Genomic DNA, 15,599 nt, shown 5'->3' on the forward strand with positions numbered 1-15,599 from the left:
GCTGTGTGACATCTGCGATTGGATATTAATTTTAGCCTTTTTTGTATCATCTGGCAGAGAAAAAAGCGTACCTTTGCCCTACATCGAGACTGGATTATATATGATAGACCGACAAACCGTAGAGAGAATTAAGGATGCCGCCAATATCGTGGAGGTGGTGTCAGAGTTCGTTGCGCTCAAGAAAGCGGGGGCCAACTACAAGGGGCTTTGCCCGTTTCACAATGAGAAAACACCATCTTTTTTTGTTTCGCCGGCTCGTGGCACGTGCCACTGTTTCGGCTGTGGCAAGGGTGGAACGCCTGTCAATTTTGTCATGGAACATGAGCAGATGACATATCCTGAGGCTTTGCGTTGGCTCGCTAACAAATACCATATTGAGATCAAAGAGCGTGAACTCACCGACGAGGAGAAAGAGGAGCAGGGCAAACGCGAGTCCATGTTCATAGTCAACGAGTGGGCATGCAAGTATTTTGAGGATTTGCTTCACAACCATGCTGATGGCGTGGCCATTGGCTTGCGGTATTTTCGTGGCAGGGGTTTTCGCGATGATGTCATCAAGAAGTTTCGGCTGGGCTATGACTTGCTTGACCGTCAGGCTCTTGGTCTTGAGGCTTTGCGGCAAGGATACAAAGAGGAGTTCTTGCTGTCCACCGGCATTTGTTTCAAAACCGATCATGGCGAGCTAATAGATCGTTATGCCGGGCGAGTGGTGTTCCCGTGGATAGGCGTGAGCGGCAAGGTGGTGGGCTTCACCGCTCGTGTCTTGGACAGCCGAACCAAGGGTATAAACCAAAAATACGTCAACTCGCCAGCGAGCGACGTTTACCAAAAAGACCGCGAGCTATATGGTATTTGGCAGGCCAAAAAAGCTATTGTCAAGGAAGACCAAGTGTTCTTGGTAGAGGGACAAGCCGATGTTATCTCCATGTACCAGAGCGGCATAGAGAATGTCGTGGCCAACTCAGGCACGGCGCTTAGCTACCACCAAATACATACGTTGCATCGCTTCACGTCAAACATCACGCTTGTCTACGACAATGACGAGGCGGGGCTTCACGCCGCCTTAAGGGGCACTGACATGCTTCTTTCAGAGGGCATGAACCTCAAGGTGGTGCTCATGCCAGACGGATTAGACCCAGATGAGTACGCCCGTAATCACACGGCCGACGAGATTAAACAATATGTTGAAAGAAATGCCGTGGATTTCATACGCTTCAAGTCAGACTTGCTGCTCAAGGGCGAAACCGACCCTGCCAAGCGCACTGCTGCTATTGGTTCCATCATAGAGTCGGTGTCGCATGTACAAAACCAAATTCTCCGCGACTCTTACATTCACGATTGCGCCATTCGCACGGGTACCAAAGAGTACTCGCTCATCAGCCAAATGAATATCCTTATTCGCAATCGGCGTTCCAAAAAGGTCTTGGAGCCAGAGCAGGTTGGGGCAGAGCCTTCCTCCGTGACCGCGGCCGCGGAAATCCCTCCCATCACCTCCGCCGACCCATTGAGGCAGGCAGCCAAGGTGGAGAGCCTGCTCACGCAGATAGTGGTGCGGCATGGCGAGCGCGTTATCTATGAGAATGTGGAAGACGAAGAGGGTAATGTGCGTGATTTCACGGTGGCGCAATATATCCATTATAGCCTTGACCGTGACAACTTAGCTTTTCAAGAGCCAGTATACAACGATATTTTGAGAGAGGCTGTAGCCATGAGTGACGACGCCAATTTCGTGGCCGAGACCTATTTTGTGCATCACGATGACATTCGTATGAGCAAGGTTGCCATCGCCATGACAGCGGACAGTTACCACTTGCCGAACGTGAAGAAGGAGCAAGCTGTTGGCGAGGAAGATCGAAAAGTACGTGAAGAAAACGATTTGCGCGATTTGCGCGCCCAGACAAACCATCTGCTTCTCGATTTTCGCATGGACTATGTGGAGCATCATCTCAAAGACTTGCAAACGCAAATTAGCCAGGCGGGTACAGATGCCACGCTCTTGGCAGAGCTCTTGGCAGAATACCAGGACATGCAGAACATGCGCAACAAGTTGGCTAAACAGTTGGGCAGCAACATTGTGCTTTAGATTTCTAAAGATCGATTGGCTTTGTGTGGGCGATGGTGCCTTGTGTTATTTGTCAAATATTTATCACGAAAACAGGGCTTTGAGGAGTTGCTGTTTTAGAGATGAAAAAGTCATCGTGTCGTGTCAAAATTGCGCTGTGGGCGCCTTTTTCTTGTGCCCAAGATGCCATTGGTAAGCAATGGTGGCACGATTAGGTATTAATGAAGAGTCGTTTTGGCTTTAATCGTCCGTCGTCAAAGGCTTAATCCCGTTGCGATTAGGCCTTAATGGTATGTTGTGCTGAAAACTTTTTTGTCTGATTTTCTTCCGATTCTCTCTAACTTGTTGCCCTGTAGACAATTGTGAAAAACGCTCGTGTTTGGCGTATTTGCGCCCAAGGTGCCTATGGTTTGTAAATACGCGAGTTTTGAACGTGCTTTTGTCAGTTTTTTTCAAGCCTTTCATATTGTTGTTTTCCAGTGCGCCCTTTTTGTGTATCGAATGTTTCGCAGTGGATGGTTTCATAGTGTATTTTGTGGCACAAAAAGCATTTTTGTAGCTCAAAAAAAAGCATTTATCATTTATTTTCAGTAAGTTTGCAGTCAGAGCATGATAAAAATTTATATCATATTTGTGGTTTTGGCTATCGCATGTGCTGCGGTTGTAGCGACGCTTGTGTTGCGATACATGCGCCATGACGCACGTGTGGGACTTGGTAACCTCGACGCCGCCCACATGAAACGCGTTGTGAGCGGTGCGTTGGACATACTCAATTGCACGGTGCAATGGGAGAAAGACGACGGAAACTATATCGGCACTTATCAGTATCAGAGTGGGCATTTTAGGCTTAACGTGCAAAACGCGGAGCCATACGTGCGCTTGCTATATCCTTTTTTTTACGAGACGGAGCTTGACTATATAGAGACGGTGCGCCAGGTATGCAACGATATCAACTTTCAAGCGGAGATATGCCGGCTCGTCTACTCGATAGACGGAACTCGTGGCAAGGTGCATGTGCACATAATGGGCATGTTGTTGCTCGATGAGGGTAAGGCCAAGGAGATGTTAGAGAGAGCTATGCAAGAGGCTTTCAAATGGCACCACGACTTTGTTTCCGTCATCAAAGAGCGGCTTGACGACGCCAAGGGCGCGCTCAATCATGACGCCGAAAAACGTGACGCGACAAAGCAGCGAGAGCAGTTTCTTGTCAGCGAATTGGAAATGATGTACCAAGAGGCGGGGCCTGATTGGCACAACGACGGAGCTACGGTGCCACTGCAACAGCTTTTGGCTTCCGCAATGGGATTGACGGATATCGTAATGAGACATTTTTCGCTGACGCGCGGCGAACGAGTGGTGATGATTGACAATCCAGATGCTATCGCCTCCTTCGACGTAAAAACGGCGCTCGTGGACGAAGGACGGTTTATGTGCCACTCGGCAGTGGCGTTGCTCGACTATTACGACCCTCGCGACCCTGTGCGGATGCGCCATCTGACTATCCATTTCAAGCAAGAAGGGCAAACGCCCGATACCCTCTACTATCGTGTTACAATGGCGTTAACGCCAGTGTCTATGAGCCGAGCGGTGAGCGAACAGCACATGGACCGGCACAAACAGATGTGTAGTGTGCTCATGGGTTGCGACTTGCAGCCCTCGCAGAAACGGTTGGAACGTTTTAGATACGTTTGGAAAGAGGCAATGGCCAAGGAGCAAAATGGAAATGTGGCGGACATGAACGAGGAGGAAAATATGCTTTGTAGCCTGCGCAACCCACGTTACGGACAGGCGCTGCTACGTGGCAGGGCTCTTTATGATCAAGGCCGTTTCTATGAGAGCGTACGCTGTTTGGAAAATATTTTCGAGCAGATGCAGGAAAGTTACTATCAGATGCCAACAGCGGCAAGGGCCGCTTTCATGGAGATATGCTATATGGTGGGAGCTTGTTATACCCATTTGCGCCAATATCGTAAGGCGTCATACTACCTCCAAATCACTTTGCAAGTTCGCCGAGTGGACTATATGAAAATGTTTATAAACTGCTTGGTAAATGGGCATGACTTTCGAGCCATGTTTTTCATCGACTCTTTTTTGGACGACTTGTCGGCCATGTTTAACAGCGACGCTGGGCTGAGGAGCGACGAGTCTATGCGCGAGGTGGCGACATTCATGAGTTTTTTGCGTCGGCGCAAGGCTTTCTTGTTGGTGCGATCAAAGCGATATGATGAGGCCGAGCTGTTGCTCAAAGAGTTGTTGTCCGATCCTGCCAGTAGTGGTTTTGCTTTGAAACAGTTGGCATACATACAGAAGAAGAAACAAGAGTGAGGTGGTATGACAGTTTAAGTGGCTTGTGATATGGAATATTTGCATTGGATATGGGGCGCACTTTATGGTGTGATCATCATTGGAGTGATGGTCAGGATATTGATGGACAATCGCCAACCGGCCAAGACCATGGCGTGGATTTTGGCGTTGTGGTTCCTGCCTTTGGTAGGGTTGGTGCTATATATCTTTTTCGGTCAGAACCGGCGCAAGGAGCGTTACATCAGCCAGACATCGCTTGATCAGCTCACCAAGCGGTCCATGACAGAGTTTTTGGAGCAAGAAGACCTGACGATGCCTCTGTCGTATCGGTCGTTGATATATTTTTTCTACAACCAGAATATGGCGTTGCCGTTCAAGGACAATGAGGCGGAGATATACACAAGCGGCTACGAGTTCTTTCCTGCCCTGTTGCGCGAGATAGCCAAGGCACGCCACCATATACATGTAGGCATGTACATTTTCAACGACGACGAGCTGGGCAACCTTGTGGCCGATGCCTTGATAGACAAGGCCAGCGAGGGCGTGGAGGTGCGTGTCATCTATGACGACGTGGGTTGTTGGCGTGTGAAAAACTCTTTTTTTGAGCGCATGCGCAATGGTGGCGTGGATGTTCACGCCTTCATGCCTGTTAAATTTCCTTTGTTTACCTCCAAGGTGAACTATCGTAACCATCGCAAGCTCATTGTGATCGATGGCTCTGTTGGCTTTGTCGGTGGTTACAATATTGCCACACGCTACGTTAAGGGATTGGGAGACATGCCTTGGCGCGACACTCATCTGATGGTAAAGGGTGGGGCAGTGTATGGCATTCAGCGAGCCTTTTTGGTGGATTGGTATTTCGTGGACCGTACGCTCATTACCAACCATGATTACTATCCCGAGCAAAACCCAATGATACGCAATAGCTGTTTGGCGCAGGTGGTAACGAGTTCGCCCGTGTCTCCGTGGCGCGACATCATGCAAGGCTATGTCAGAATATTGTACGAGGCACGACGATATGTGTATATGGAGAGTCCCTATTTCTTGCCCTCAGAGCCGGTCATGTTTGCCATGCGCACGGCGGCGCTCACTGGTGTGGACGTGAGGTTGATGCTTCCGCGCCGCAGTGACACAAAAATAGTGGAGTGGGCCAGCATGTCATACGTCATGGAGACGCTCGAGGCGGGAGTCAAGGTGTATCTGTACGCTGATGGATTTAATCACTCCAAATTGTTGGTGAGTGATGACTTGATATCTACCTGTGGGAGCACCAACGTGGATTTTCGTAGCTTCGAGCATAATTTCGAGTCTAACATCTTCTTTTACGATCGTGACATGGCGTTGAGAATAAAGCGTGTTTTCTTGAATGACCAAAAACATTGCCAGCTCATAGAAGAGGTGCGCGAGGTGGAGAGTCGCTCTTTTTTAACCAGACTGTGTGAGAGCGCGCTTCGTATTGTCAGCCCGCTCATGTAGCGATCTATCTGAAAATGCTGAAGTTCACGCTGCCGTAAGCACGGTGTTCCACGAAGTGTTCGTGTGCGGAGAAATCATACTTCTTGCCGTGCTCGAGGACAAAAATACCATCCTCGTTGAGCAGTTGATGTTGAAATATGAGGTCTGGGAGCGTTGGCAATTGTTCCAACGCGTAAGGAGGGTCGGCAAAAATGAAATCGAACGCCTTGTGGCAGGATTTCACGAAACGGAAGACATCGCCTTTGACGAGGATGCTTGATGTGGTGCCGAGCTTTTGCATGCATTGCTTAATAAAGTGGGCGTGGTCTCTGTCAGACTCCACGCTCACCACCGAGGCGCAACCACGCGACAGTAGTTCCAAGGAGATGCTGCCCGTGCCGGCAAACAAGTCGAGAGCCGAGACACCCTCGAGGTCTATGTATCCGTTCATCACGTTGAAGATATTTTCCTTGGCAAAGTCTGTTGTGGGGCGCGCCTTGAACGTGCGTGGTATGTCAAAATGCCTGCCTTTATATTGTCCGGTGATAATTCTCATGGCACGTGTGGTATGTTTGGTTGGTTTGATTAACCCAAATAGAGAGTCAATAGGTCCATGGTAATGTCCTTGATGCGAGTCATTGGCGCGCGATTGAAGTCGGCCGAGGGGTTTATTGCACTTGCTTTTTTGAGGTGAAGTTGCAAGTCGTGCAATAAGTTTTCTCGGTCAATGATGTCGCCAGAGAGGTATAGTTCGTCTTTGAGTTGGTCTAAAGCCAACTCTTTCCATACAAAAAGGATGAAATAAAGCGCGTCTTTGGAGTGCTTGACATCATATCTGTTACTGAACAAGAAGCGGTTGCGCTCAAAGCTGAAAAGTTCTAACAATCCGTCGTGAAAATGGGCGAAGAGTTTGCGGCGAATGCCTATGAAACTACGATGGTGCATGTATCGCCACACGGGTTGCATCAGCGCGGTGAACTTTACGTCTGTGTAGTGATCCTCCACCACCATCTTCAAATCCTTGTTCACCGCGAAGATGGCCACGGCCTTAAGCTCTGGCAGTACGTTTCCCAGCACGGCACAGCCTTCGGTTCCGGGGAAGCTGTGGTGGTATAGGGTGCTCATGTTTTGCTCGTTATATTCTTCTATGGGGATCAATAGCACTGGTTCGTCTACCAAGACGCGAGCTCTGTGGGTGTCGTGGCGTAACAACGGCTCTGTTTTGAAAGCCTCCCGAAGATTGGCCGCGATGGAAACGCCGCTCTTGATAGTGTATGGTTTGTAGACTATCTGCTCCTCGGTTTCTTTCTCGGCGATGGCAAAGGCGAGCGATCCATTGCTCACGCGTATGGTCATTCGGGGTGGTTGGGTGTAATTCATCATGCTCATGTTGTCGTTAAAGGCTCATCTTGTTGCTATTAAAGGCTGCCTGAAGCCATGGGATGGCGGTCAGTGCCAATTGGGCGCATTATCGTTAGGCTCGTTGATATCGCCAATCTTGAGCCCGGGGAAACGCCCCATGGCGTTGGCTTTCTCTGTGATTTCGGCTATGGCATCATCGTCCAGTCCGTTCAGGTAATCCTTGTAGCTCGCGCTGCACTCCATCAAAGGTATTTGCTTGCCGCTCTTACCAATGATAGTGGTAGCCTCGAGCGAGAAAGGTTTGTTGTCAGAGAAGGGAATAATCTTTGTGGAGTCGGCTATCAATTTGGCTTCTACCAGTTTGTCAAAGCTACCTGTATATACCGTGTTTTGGCATTTGTAACGCTCCTCGGCGGCTTTTATCGTCAACAGCCTGCGCTTTACTACCGCCTCCCTTGCCGCCTGCTCACGCTGAAATTGTGCAGGACGGTGAAGGCTTAGCGCGCACAAAACAAGCAGTGTGAGTGCGCAGCCGCTCAATATATAATTATTTTTCAGGTCTATATTCATTTCTCGGCTTTTATCGTTAACTTTGTCTTCGTCCAACAAAGGCCTACTTTTGCAAAGGTACTAAAATATCGATACATATCTTCGCGAGCTGTCAGTCTTTTTATATAAATATGGATGTTTTTTCGCTCTAATGCGCTATGACACAAACAGAATTTATCAATTATATCCTGCGAAACATCGATTTCGCCCCCACCGACGACCAGCGCAACGCCCTCGCGACCTTCGCGCGCTTCTTGGCCGACCGCTCGCCAAACGCGGTGATGGTGCTGAGAGGATCGGCGGGAACAGGCAAAACTACCATTGCCAGTGTCATGGTGAATGCCCTTAGGCGTCTTGGGCAAAAACTTATGCTGTTGGCTCCCACAGGGCGCGCGGCCAAAGTGTTGTCGCTCAACAGTGCAATGCCTGCATATACAGTGCATCGACGCATCTATAGGGAGAAAGCTTACCAAGGTATTGATGGCGTGTTCAATCTCAATGACAATCGTTATCGTAACATGCTTTTTGTCGTCGACGAGGCCTCCATGGTGTCAAACTATCCGTCTGGAGACAATGCTTTTGGCTCGGGCAGTTTGTTGGACGATCTTATGAAATATGTTTATGCCGGAGACAATTGCCGTCTTTTACTCATCGGCGATTGTGCGCAGCTGCCCCCCGTGGGTGAGTCCGAGGCCCCGGCGCTTTGTGCTGATGTGCTCGCGGGATATGGCATGCGGGTGTATGAGTGTGATTTGGATGAGGTTTTAAGACAGAGTGCGGATTCGGGTATACTATATAATGCCACCCTTATCCGCCAAATGATGGCGCGCGATGAGCCTATCAGTCTGCCAAGGATATCGTTAAAGGGTTTCGCGGATATTATGAAACTGCCGGGTGCAGACCTTGTTGAGAGTTTGGAAACAAGTTATAGCCAAATGGGAGAGGATGAGACCATCGTCATAACCCGATCCAACAAGCGGGCCAATGTTTACAACCAGGGCATCCGTAACGCGGTACTCGACCGTGAGGAGGTGCTTTGTTCGAATGATATGCTGATGATAGTGCGCAACAATTATTTTTGGACCGAGAATGTTTCAAAGGGCGAGGCTGACGCCGATGTCAAGGCGCCGTCTTTTCTTGCCAATGGAGATCGTGCGCAAGTGTTACGTGTTCGCAATGTCAGAGAGCTGTATGGGTTTCATTTTGCGGACGTGTGGCTGCGATTTCCAGATTACGACGACTTTGAGTTACAGGTCACAATCGTCATGGATTCGCTCACTACCGACGCGCCAGCACTCTCTCGAGAGCAAATGGAGGACTTGTATAATAAGGTGATGGAAGATTATGCGGACTTGCCCACGAAGCCCCAACGCCTCGCCAAATTGCGCCAAGACATCTATTTTAACGCCTTGCAGGTAAAGTTCGCATATGCCGTAACTTGTCACAAGGCGCAGGGAGGACAGTGGCAACACGTGTACGTTGACCAAGGATACATGACAGACGACATGCTCACGCCCGATTATATCCATTGGCTATACACCGCTTTTACTCGCGCTACCGACAAACTTTTTTTGGTCAATTGGCCCGATAGTCAAGTTGCCGAATAGCGAGGGCGGGCGTCGAAAGTGGGCGAGGCGAGCGTCTTGCGTTTAAAACAGCAATGGCTTCATGGCCTCAGTTTTCTCCTTGAACAATTGAGAGCTGACGCGTCGGCCGCGAAAACTGCGTACTCTTGGCATTCTTTCAAACCACTTGTCGGTCGTTACGTACCACGCGAAATGGGCTATTTCCTTGATGCGAGATAGCTCGGCGTTGAGCTGATGGGCACATTTGGGATTGACGGATGACAAAAAACAACGGCCGTCTGACATTTCTATTGCCAACACCACAAACTCTCTCTTGTTTTCTTCCTTATCCAATTTTGCATACTCTAAACCCTGCGTTCGTGTCGACACACGTATGTCCCACCCATCGTGGTTGAGTTGTCGCATCATCTTTTGGAACAACACGCCATGTGGCGAGGTATCTCTCACGCCACTATGGGCTATGGCAAGATGAATCATCTCATGCAAGAGTACGCTCTTAAAACCGTGTTCTGGCTGGTCATAATAATTGCTTATGCCGATGGCAAAGTCATATCGCGTCGTTCGCCCCCAAGTTCTTTTGCGCTTGAACGACATTGTTCCTAACTGTGTCCTTGCTCGTCCAATGTGAAATCTCGGTTTGGGCAGATTGTTATCAAAGTACTGTGCGTTAAATCTGTCAAACCAATTTTCGAGCCAATGAATGTCAATTTGCATTCCTGTCACGTTTGTTTTTTGCGGTGTTTTGCTTTATGGTTATTGGTAATTGGGCTACCACATACTCTGATTGGGTGCCCAACCGAAACTTGGCACCCCATATGCCTATACCGCTGGAAATGTAATATTGGGTATTTCCCTTTGTCAACGCACCGTGAGCCTTCTCGTATATCACGTCCTCTATCCAGTTGATGGGCCACATTTGACCATAGTGGGTGTGCCCACTCAATTGGAAATCGATGCCCGCTTCTTCTGCTTGCTCCAAATGATAAGGCTGATGGTCAAGCAAAATAGTAAATTTCCGCATGTCCAAATGGCCGGTCAAGTCTTTCAACGAACATCTTTTCTCATTCGTTCTGTCATCTCTTCCGATGATGTTGATACCTTTGACGGTGACTGTTTGGTCTATCAATAAATTGATATTGGCCTCTCTGTAAAACTTCTCGGCCGCTTTTTTGCCCGTGTAATATTCGTGATTGCCTATGCAAGCATATACCGGAGCGTTAAACCTTCTGAACTCTTCGGCCATGTTTTCCTCAATCAGCGGTCGCATTCGGCCGTCTATAATGTCTCCGCCGATGAGTATAAGGTCGGCGTTTTCATCATTGATTTTGTCCACCCATGAACTTAGTTCTTTGCGATCAATGTGATAACCCACATGCAGATCGGATAACATCACTATTTTTTTCACACTGCCTGTCGTCTTGTTCGTTTGCAGTTTTATAGGTACTCTCACTTTGTTGCGATATTGAAAGTAGCCGTATATGAATATCGCCATTAACACCGCAGCTACCGAAAGCGTGCCTTTCCAACTGTCAACCAAAAAACTTCGTGGTAAAATATGCGCCAAGCGTGCCAAGTCTAAAGCTATAAATATCAAGACTGTGTACATCAAAATGAATATAGCCGAGTTGCCTATCTGGTATGACGCACGAGCCAAGGGCATGGGCCAGTGATCTATATTAAAGATGGCAAAGTTTCCGAAAAACCAGCATACCACAGTAGCCAATATCCCGACAACAATGTATTTATAAATATTTGGTATTGGTAATATATGCCAAACGTGCCATAAGCTGTAAACCATACCAACGAGTGGCAGAATAAAAAATATTATAATCCATAACTTGTACATAGCAGTGACAAAGATAATAACAAAACCACAACACAAGATAGCCTTTTAACGCATGTTATGGTAATATCAAGACGCATTAACAATGTATAAGGAATTATTAGAAGAAGTAAAGATTTGATGGTTTTTGTCCCAACCATTTGTATTTGTAATAAAATGAATAAAAGACAGTTGTGATGTTATTTCATCATTTGTTATTCCATCTTATTGATTGTGTTTATTTGTGTGGGACGGATTAAGCAAAGTGTCATGCCGAGTAAATACCACCAAAACACAAAATTATAAAGAGCTTGCAAAAGTCCAAGAAAAACAATGGGAGGAAGACCGCAAGGCCTCCCTCCCATCGTAGTAGGTACCATTACAGTTCTGCCAAAGCCACTACCTTGTCTACCGCGACAGACAGAGCGTCTTTGTCTTTGCCGCCAGCTTGGGCGAAATGGGGCTGTCCGCCACCACCGCCCTGAATGAGTTTGGCCGCCTCGCGCACCATATTACCTGCGTTGAGATGATGTTCTTTCACCATGTCGTCAGACAACATGACTGACAACATGGGTTTGCCGCCATATACGGAACCCAGCACGCACAACAAATTTGCGCCGACAAGCTCTCGAATTTTGAACACGATATCTTTGGCTGAAGCAGGTTCCGCCGGTATCACAGCCTTGACCACGTTCACGCCATTTACCACATTCATGCGTTCCACCAACGTTTTTGCCGTGCGTTCCACGGCTTGGGCGCGAAAACTCTCCACTTCCTTTTTCATGCGAGCGTTCTCGTCCACAAACTTCATCACGGTGGCTTTCAGGTCTTTGGCATTGTTGAGCATGCCACGAATATATTTCATGGTGTCTTCCAATACGTATATAGCTTCCTCGCAAGTCTTGCCCGTCATGGCCTCCACACGGCGCACACCCGCTGCCACGCTGCTCTCGGAGATAATCTTGAACATGCCTATGGCGCCGGTGCTCTTGGCGTGAATGCCGCCACAAAACTCACATGTTGGGCCAAATCGCACCACGCGCACCTTGTCGCCGTATTTTTCTCCGAAAAGGGCTACGGCCCCCATCTCCTTGGCTTTTTCTATGGGGGTGTCCCGATGCTCGTCGAGCGCATAGTCGGCGCGGATGAGCTTGTTTACCAATCGCTCCACTTGGCGAAGCTCCTCGTCGGTCACTTTTTGGAAGTGTGAGAAGTCAAATCGCAGCGTGTCAGGGCTGACATACGAGCCTTTTTGCTCCACGTGGTCTCCCAGCACTTGTTTCAGGGCGTAGTCCAAGAGGTGGGTGGCCGTGTGATTGGCCGCGCTTGCTTCGCGTTTCTCCACGTCGACGCATGCCTTGAATTTCGCCTCGGGGATTTGCGGCAGTTTCTTTACGATGTGAACGCTCAGGTTGTTCTCTCGCTTGGTGTCCACCACGCTCACCGTTTCGTGCTCGTTCTTGAGCGTTCCTTGGTCGCCCACTTGTCCGCCCATTTCCCCATAAAAGGGTGTCTGGTCAAGGATCAGCTCATAAAACACACCCTTTTTCTGTGTCACTTCGCGGTAGCGCAAGATGTGGCAATCACATTCCGAGTAGTCGTAGCCCACAAATTCCTGCTCGCCCTCTCGCAGCGTCACCCAGTCGCCATTCTTCACCGCCGCCGCGTTGCGAGCGCGCGATTTTTGCTTGTCCATCTCATCGTTGAAGCCTTCCGCGTCCACTGTAAAGCCGTGCTCGCGACAAATAAGCTCCGTGAGGTCAAGTGGGAAACCGTAAGTGTCAAACAATCTGAAAGCGTTGGCGCCGTCCAGACGCGTCTGTCCTTTGGCTTTCAGTTCGTCCATGTTGCTGTTGAGTAGCTGGATGCCTTTCTCCAGCGTGTGCAAGAAGCTGTCTTCCTCTTCTTTCACCACGCGGCTGATAAGCTCTTGTTGGGCTGGCAACTCGGGGTAGGTGGCGCCCATCTCTTGTATCAATATGGGCAGCAGCTTAAACATGAACGGGCTGCGTTGCCCTAAGAACGTGTACGCGTAGCGCACGGCTCGTCGCAATATGCGGCGGATAACGTAGCCTGCCTTGGCGTTGCCGGGCAGTTGCCCATCGGCGATGGAGAATGCCACGGTGCGCAGATGGTCGGCCACCACGCGCATGGCAATATCTGTTTTCTCCTGCTCGCTGGCTGGCGCTCCGTGAGGTCCGGACGGGGTGGTGAAGCCATATTTCTTTTTGGAGTGTATCTCTATCTCTTTGATAATGGGCTGGAAGATGTCGGTGTCGTAGTTAGACTGCTTGCCTTGCAGCGTGCGCACCAACCGCTCGAAGCCCATGCCCGTGTCTATCACGTTCATGGCCAATGGCTCTAACGTGCCATTAGCTTTGCGGTTGAACTGCATGAACACGATGTTCCAGATCTCGATGACTTGTGGGTTGTCCTTGTTCACCAGCTCGCGGCCCGGTGTCTTGGCTTTCTCCTCGGCCGATCGAGAGTCTATGTGTATTTCCGAGCATGGACCACAAGGGCCTGTGTCGCCCATCTCCCAGAAGTTGTCATGCTTGTTGCCGTTGATGATATGGTCTTGTGGCACGTGCTTGGCCCAATACTTGGCCGCTTCCTCGTCGCGCGGTATGCGTTCCTCGGGCGAGCCTTCGAAGACCGTCACGTACAGGTCGGCCGGATTTATGCGCAGCACGTCCACCAAAAACTCCCATGCGTAGTCTATGGCACCCTCTTTGAAGTAGTCGCCAAAGCTCCAGTTGCCCAGCATCTCAAACATGGTGTGGTGGTATGTGTCGTAGCCCACCTCCTCCAAGTCGTTGTGCTTGCCGCTCACGCGTAGGCACTTCTGCGAGTCGGTTCGGCGTCGAGGCTCAGGGTCTTTGGTGCCGAGGATAATATCCTTCCATTGGTTCATGCCGGCATTGGTAAACATCAACGTCGGGTCGTCCTTGACCACCATCGGGGCGGACGGGACTATTACGTGACCTTTTGACTCAAAAAATTTCTTGAAAGCGTCGCGTATTTCGTTGGCTGTCATCATCTCAATTATCTATTTATGTTGTTTTTCTGTTGTATAATTTCGTGCAAAGTTACAAAAAAGATGGCATAATGCCCGTGAGTGACAAAGGTTTATTCGATATCTATTATTTTTTTCTAAATAATCGATACAAAACCGATGTGTCTTCAATCTTTTTGCTAACTTTGCATTATACGTCACTTGCGATCATGTCACTATCGTCTTGGGGCATGGCGGATGAGGCGTGGGCGCATGGTGAAACGCGCTCGTAGAATTTTGCAATCAATCTCTAAGCTCCGCTGTGTTATGTCATTGAACTCCAACAAACCACAAAAACTCTATTACTCTATCAAAGAGGTGGCCAAAATGATAGGCGTGAACGAGAGCACGCTGCGCTATTGGGAGACAGAGTTTCCTAACCTCAAGCCCAAGACCGTGAGCTCCACACGGGTTAGGCAGTATACCGAAAGAGATATTGAAGACCTCAAAGTGATATATAATCTCATCAAGGTGCGCGGTTTTAAAATAGCCGCCGCGCGCAAGTATATGCACCAAAATCGCGCGGCGGTGGATCGTACCTCGGAGGTCTTGGACACGCTTATCGGTGTGCGCGACGAGCTGAAGGAAATAAGAAACAGACTTGACAGGTTGGTGTGAGCGGTCATGAAACATCACTTGACGCGATGGCGTGCGGTTTGTTTTCTTGTTTGAAAATATCTGACAAAAGCCTTCAAATGCAGCCGTTATTTGCAAACGCATGTGGTGCTGCTTGCAAATACGCCCTAAATGAGACGTTTTCGCAACGTGCTGAAAATCATCTTTTTATGAAATTCTTGCTAAAATTGTGGTGTCGATCGCATGTTTATGTCTTGCCATTAGGCATTGATGGCATGACGATTAGAGCCTAATGGCATCGTGATTACTGTTTGATGGCGTCGTGTTTAAGGCTTATACGCATGACGTTTAAGGCCTAATCGAAAAGCCAACGCATAAAAACGGTCTGTTGGCAAGTGGTGGAGACCGTGGCTAATTGTATTTCATGCCGAAATCAAGTGTTTTCGATTGCTATTTCTGTTGAAAACCTTTCACTCTTTTTAGTGAAGTTTTTATGACAGAAGTGGATGCCAAGTGGCTCTTGACAACAGTTGCCCACTGGACAAATTTTAGTTGGCAGTTATGGGCGAAGGCTGTCTGATGATGTTTTTTCACGGCATATCCCGATATTGGTGAGCCATGAGTAGATGATGTTTTTCATCTCTTGATATGCCCATTTTGGTAAAGATGGCTTTATGGTATTCTATGAAAGTTCGGCACGCTTTGATGGCATCATCGAAGCTTCAAAACAATGCCATGCCATCATGTCCCATGCGAAGGGTGTCGGGCGCGACGTGTTTGCAGGCGGCGAGAGACGTGGCGCTTGGCGACGTGGATAAGAATAGCTGT

13 protein-coding genes are annotated in these 15,599 nt (G+C 48.9%); 7 read left to right on the top strand and 6 right to left on the bottom strand.

The annotated features are described in order from the left end of the window. Positions 1-100: 100 nt before the first annotated feature. The 3 genes from dnaG to cls all read left to right on the top strand — a co-directional run bounded on the left by dnaG (position 101) and on the right by cls (position 5,842). Positions 101-2,083, top strand: a complete 1,983-nt coding sequence (gene dnaG / locus C7379_RS03820) for a DNA primase (RefSeq protein WP_116616108.1) — start codon at positions 101-103, stop codon at positions 2,081-2,083. A gap of 588 nt (positions 2,084-2,671) precedes the next feature. Then, on the top strand, positions 2,672-4,387 hold the full coding sequence (locus C7379_RS03830) for a hypothetical protein (RefSeq protein ID WP_116616110.1): 1,716 nt from the start codon (positions 2,672-2,674) through the stop codon (positions 4,385-4,387). Between the two features lie 30 nt (positions 4,388-4,417). Further along, positions 4,418-5,842: a cardiolipin synthase gene (cls, locus tag C7379_RS03835; RefSeq protein WP_116616111.1), complete on the top strand. Its 1,425-nt coding sequence runs from the start codon at positions 4,418-4,420 to the stop codon at positions 5,840-5,842. A gap of 4 nt (positions 5,843-5,846) precedes the next feature. Here cls and rsmD read toward each other — a convergent pair whose 3' ends face one another. The 3 genes from rsmD to C7379_RS03850 all read right to left on the bottom strand — a co-directional run bounded on the left by rsmD (position 5,847) and on the right by C7379_RS03850 (position 7,753). After that, positions 5,847-6,407 carry a 16S rRNA (guanine(966)-N(2))-methyltransferase RsmD gene (gene rsmD, locus C7379_RS03840; protein WP_262500755.1) on the bottom strand — a complete coding sequence of 187 codons (561 nt, stop codon included), beginning with the start codon at positions 6,405-6,407 and terminating at the stop codon, positions 5,847-5,849. Continuing rightward, positions 6,407-7,201, bottom strand: coding sequence for a DUF3822 family protein (locus C7379_RS03845; protein WP_243406704.1), 795 nt, complete (start codon positions 7,199-7,201; stop codon positions 6,407-6,409). Before C7379_RS03845 ends, rsmD begins: the two co-directional genes overlap by 1 nt. 69 nt (positions 7,202-7,270) lie before the next feature. Next, entirely contained in the window at positions 7,271-7,753 is a 483-nt protein-coding gene (locus tag C7379_RS03850) for a hypothetical protein (protein WP_207773388.1), read from the bottom strand. Between the two features lie 137 nt (positions 7,754-7,890). Between C7379_RS03850 and C7379_RS03855 the strand changes: the two genes are divergently transcribed. After that, positions 7,891-9,339, top strand: coding sequence for an ATP-dependent DNA helicase (locus C7379_RS03855; protein ID WP_116616114.1), 1,449 nt, complete (start codon positions 7,891-7,893; stop codon positions 9,337-9,339). Positions 9,340-9,381: 42 nt separating this feature from the next. Here the strand turns inward: C7379_RS03855 and C7379_RS03860 are convergent, their stop codons facing one another. Further along, positions 9,382-10,032, bottom strand: a complete 651-nt coding sequence (locus C7379_RS03860; protein WP_116616115.1) for a SprT-like domain-containing protein — start codon at positions 10,030-10,032, stop codon at positions 9,382-9,384. Further along, entirely contained in the window at positions 10,022-10,768 is a 747-nt protein-coding gene (locus tag C7379_RS03865; protein ID WP_336469915.1) for a metallophosphoesterase, read from the bottom strand. The genes C7379_RS03860 and C7379_RS03865 overlap by 11 nt, the downstream gene beginning before the upstream one ends. A gap of 28 nt (positions 10,769-10,796) precedes the next feature. On the opposite strand from C7379_RS03865, the gene C7379_RS13115 reads away from it, so the two are divergent. After that, the gene (locus C7379_RS13115; RefSeq protein ID WP_336469916.1) at positions 10,797-10,988 is read left to right on the top strand and encodes a hypothetical protein; all 192 of its coding nucleotides are present in this window, start codon (positions 10,797-10,799) and stop codon (positions 10,986-10,988) included. 531 nt (positions 10,989-11,519) lie between these two features. Here C7379_RS13115 and alaS read toward each other — a convergent pair. Further along, a complete protein-coding gene (alaS, locus tag C7379_RS03870; protein ID WP_116616117.1) occupies positions 11,520-14,180 on the bottom strand; it encodes an alanine--tRNA ligase in 2,661 nt (886 codons plus the stop codon). Between the two features lie 282 nt (positions 14,181-14,462). On the opposite strand from alaS, the gene C7379_RS03880 reads away from it, so the two are divergent. Both C7379_RS03880 and C7379_RS12685 read left to right on the top strand, forming a co-directional pair. Further along, complete coding sequence (locus tag C7379_RS03880) at positions 14,463-14,813, top strand: MerR family transcriptional regulator (protein ID WP_116616119.1); 351 nt, start codon at positions 14,463-14,465, stop codon at positions 14,811-14,813. A gap of 632 nt (positions 14,814-15,445) precedes the next feature. Further along, positions 15,446-15,589, top strand: a complete 144-nt coding sequence (locus tag C7379_RS12685; protein ID WP_165815020.1) for a hypothetical protein — start codon at positions 15,446-15,448, stop codon at positions 15,587-15,589. Positions 15,590-15,599: the final 10 nt, after the last annotated feature.

Source organism: Hallella colorans, assembly GCF_003096815.1.
Classification (GTDB): domain Bacteria; phylum Bacteroidota; class Bacteroidia; order Bacteroidales; family Bacteroidaceae; genus Prevotella; species Prevotella colorans.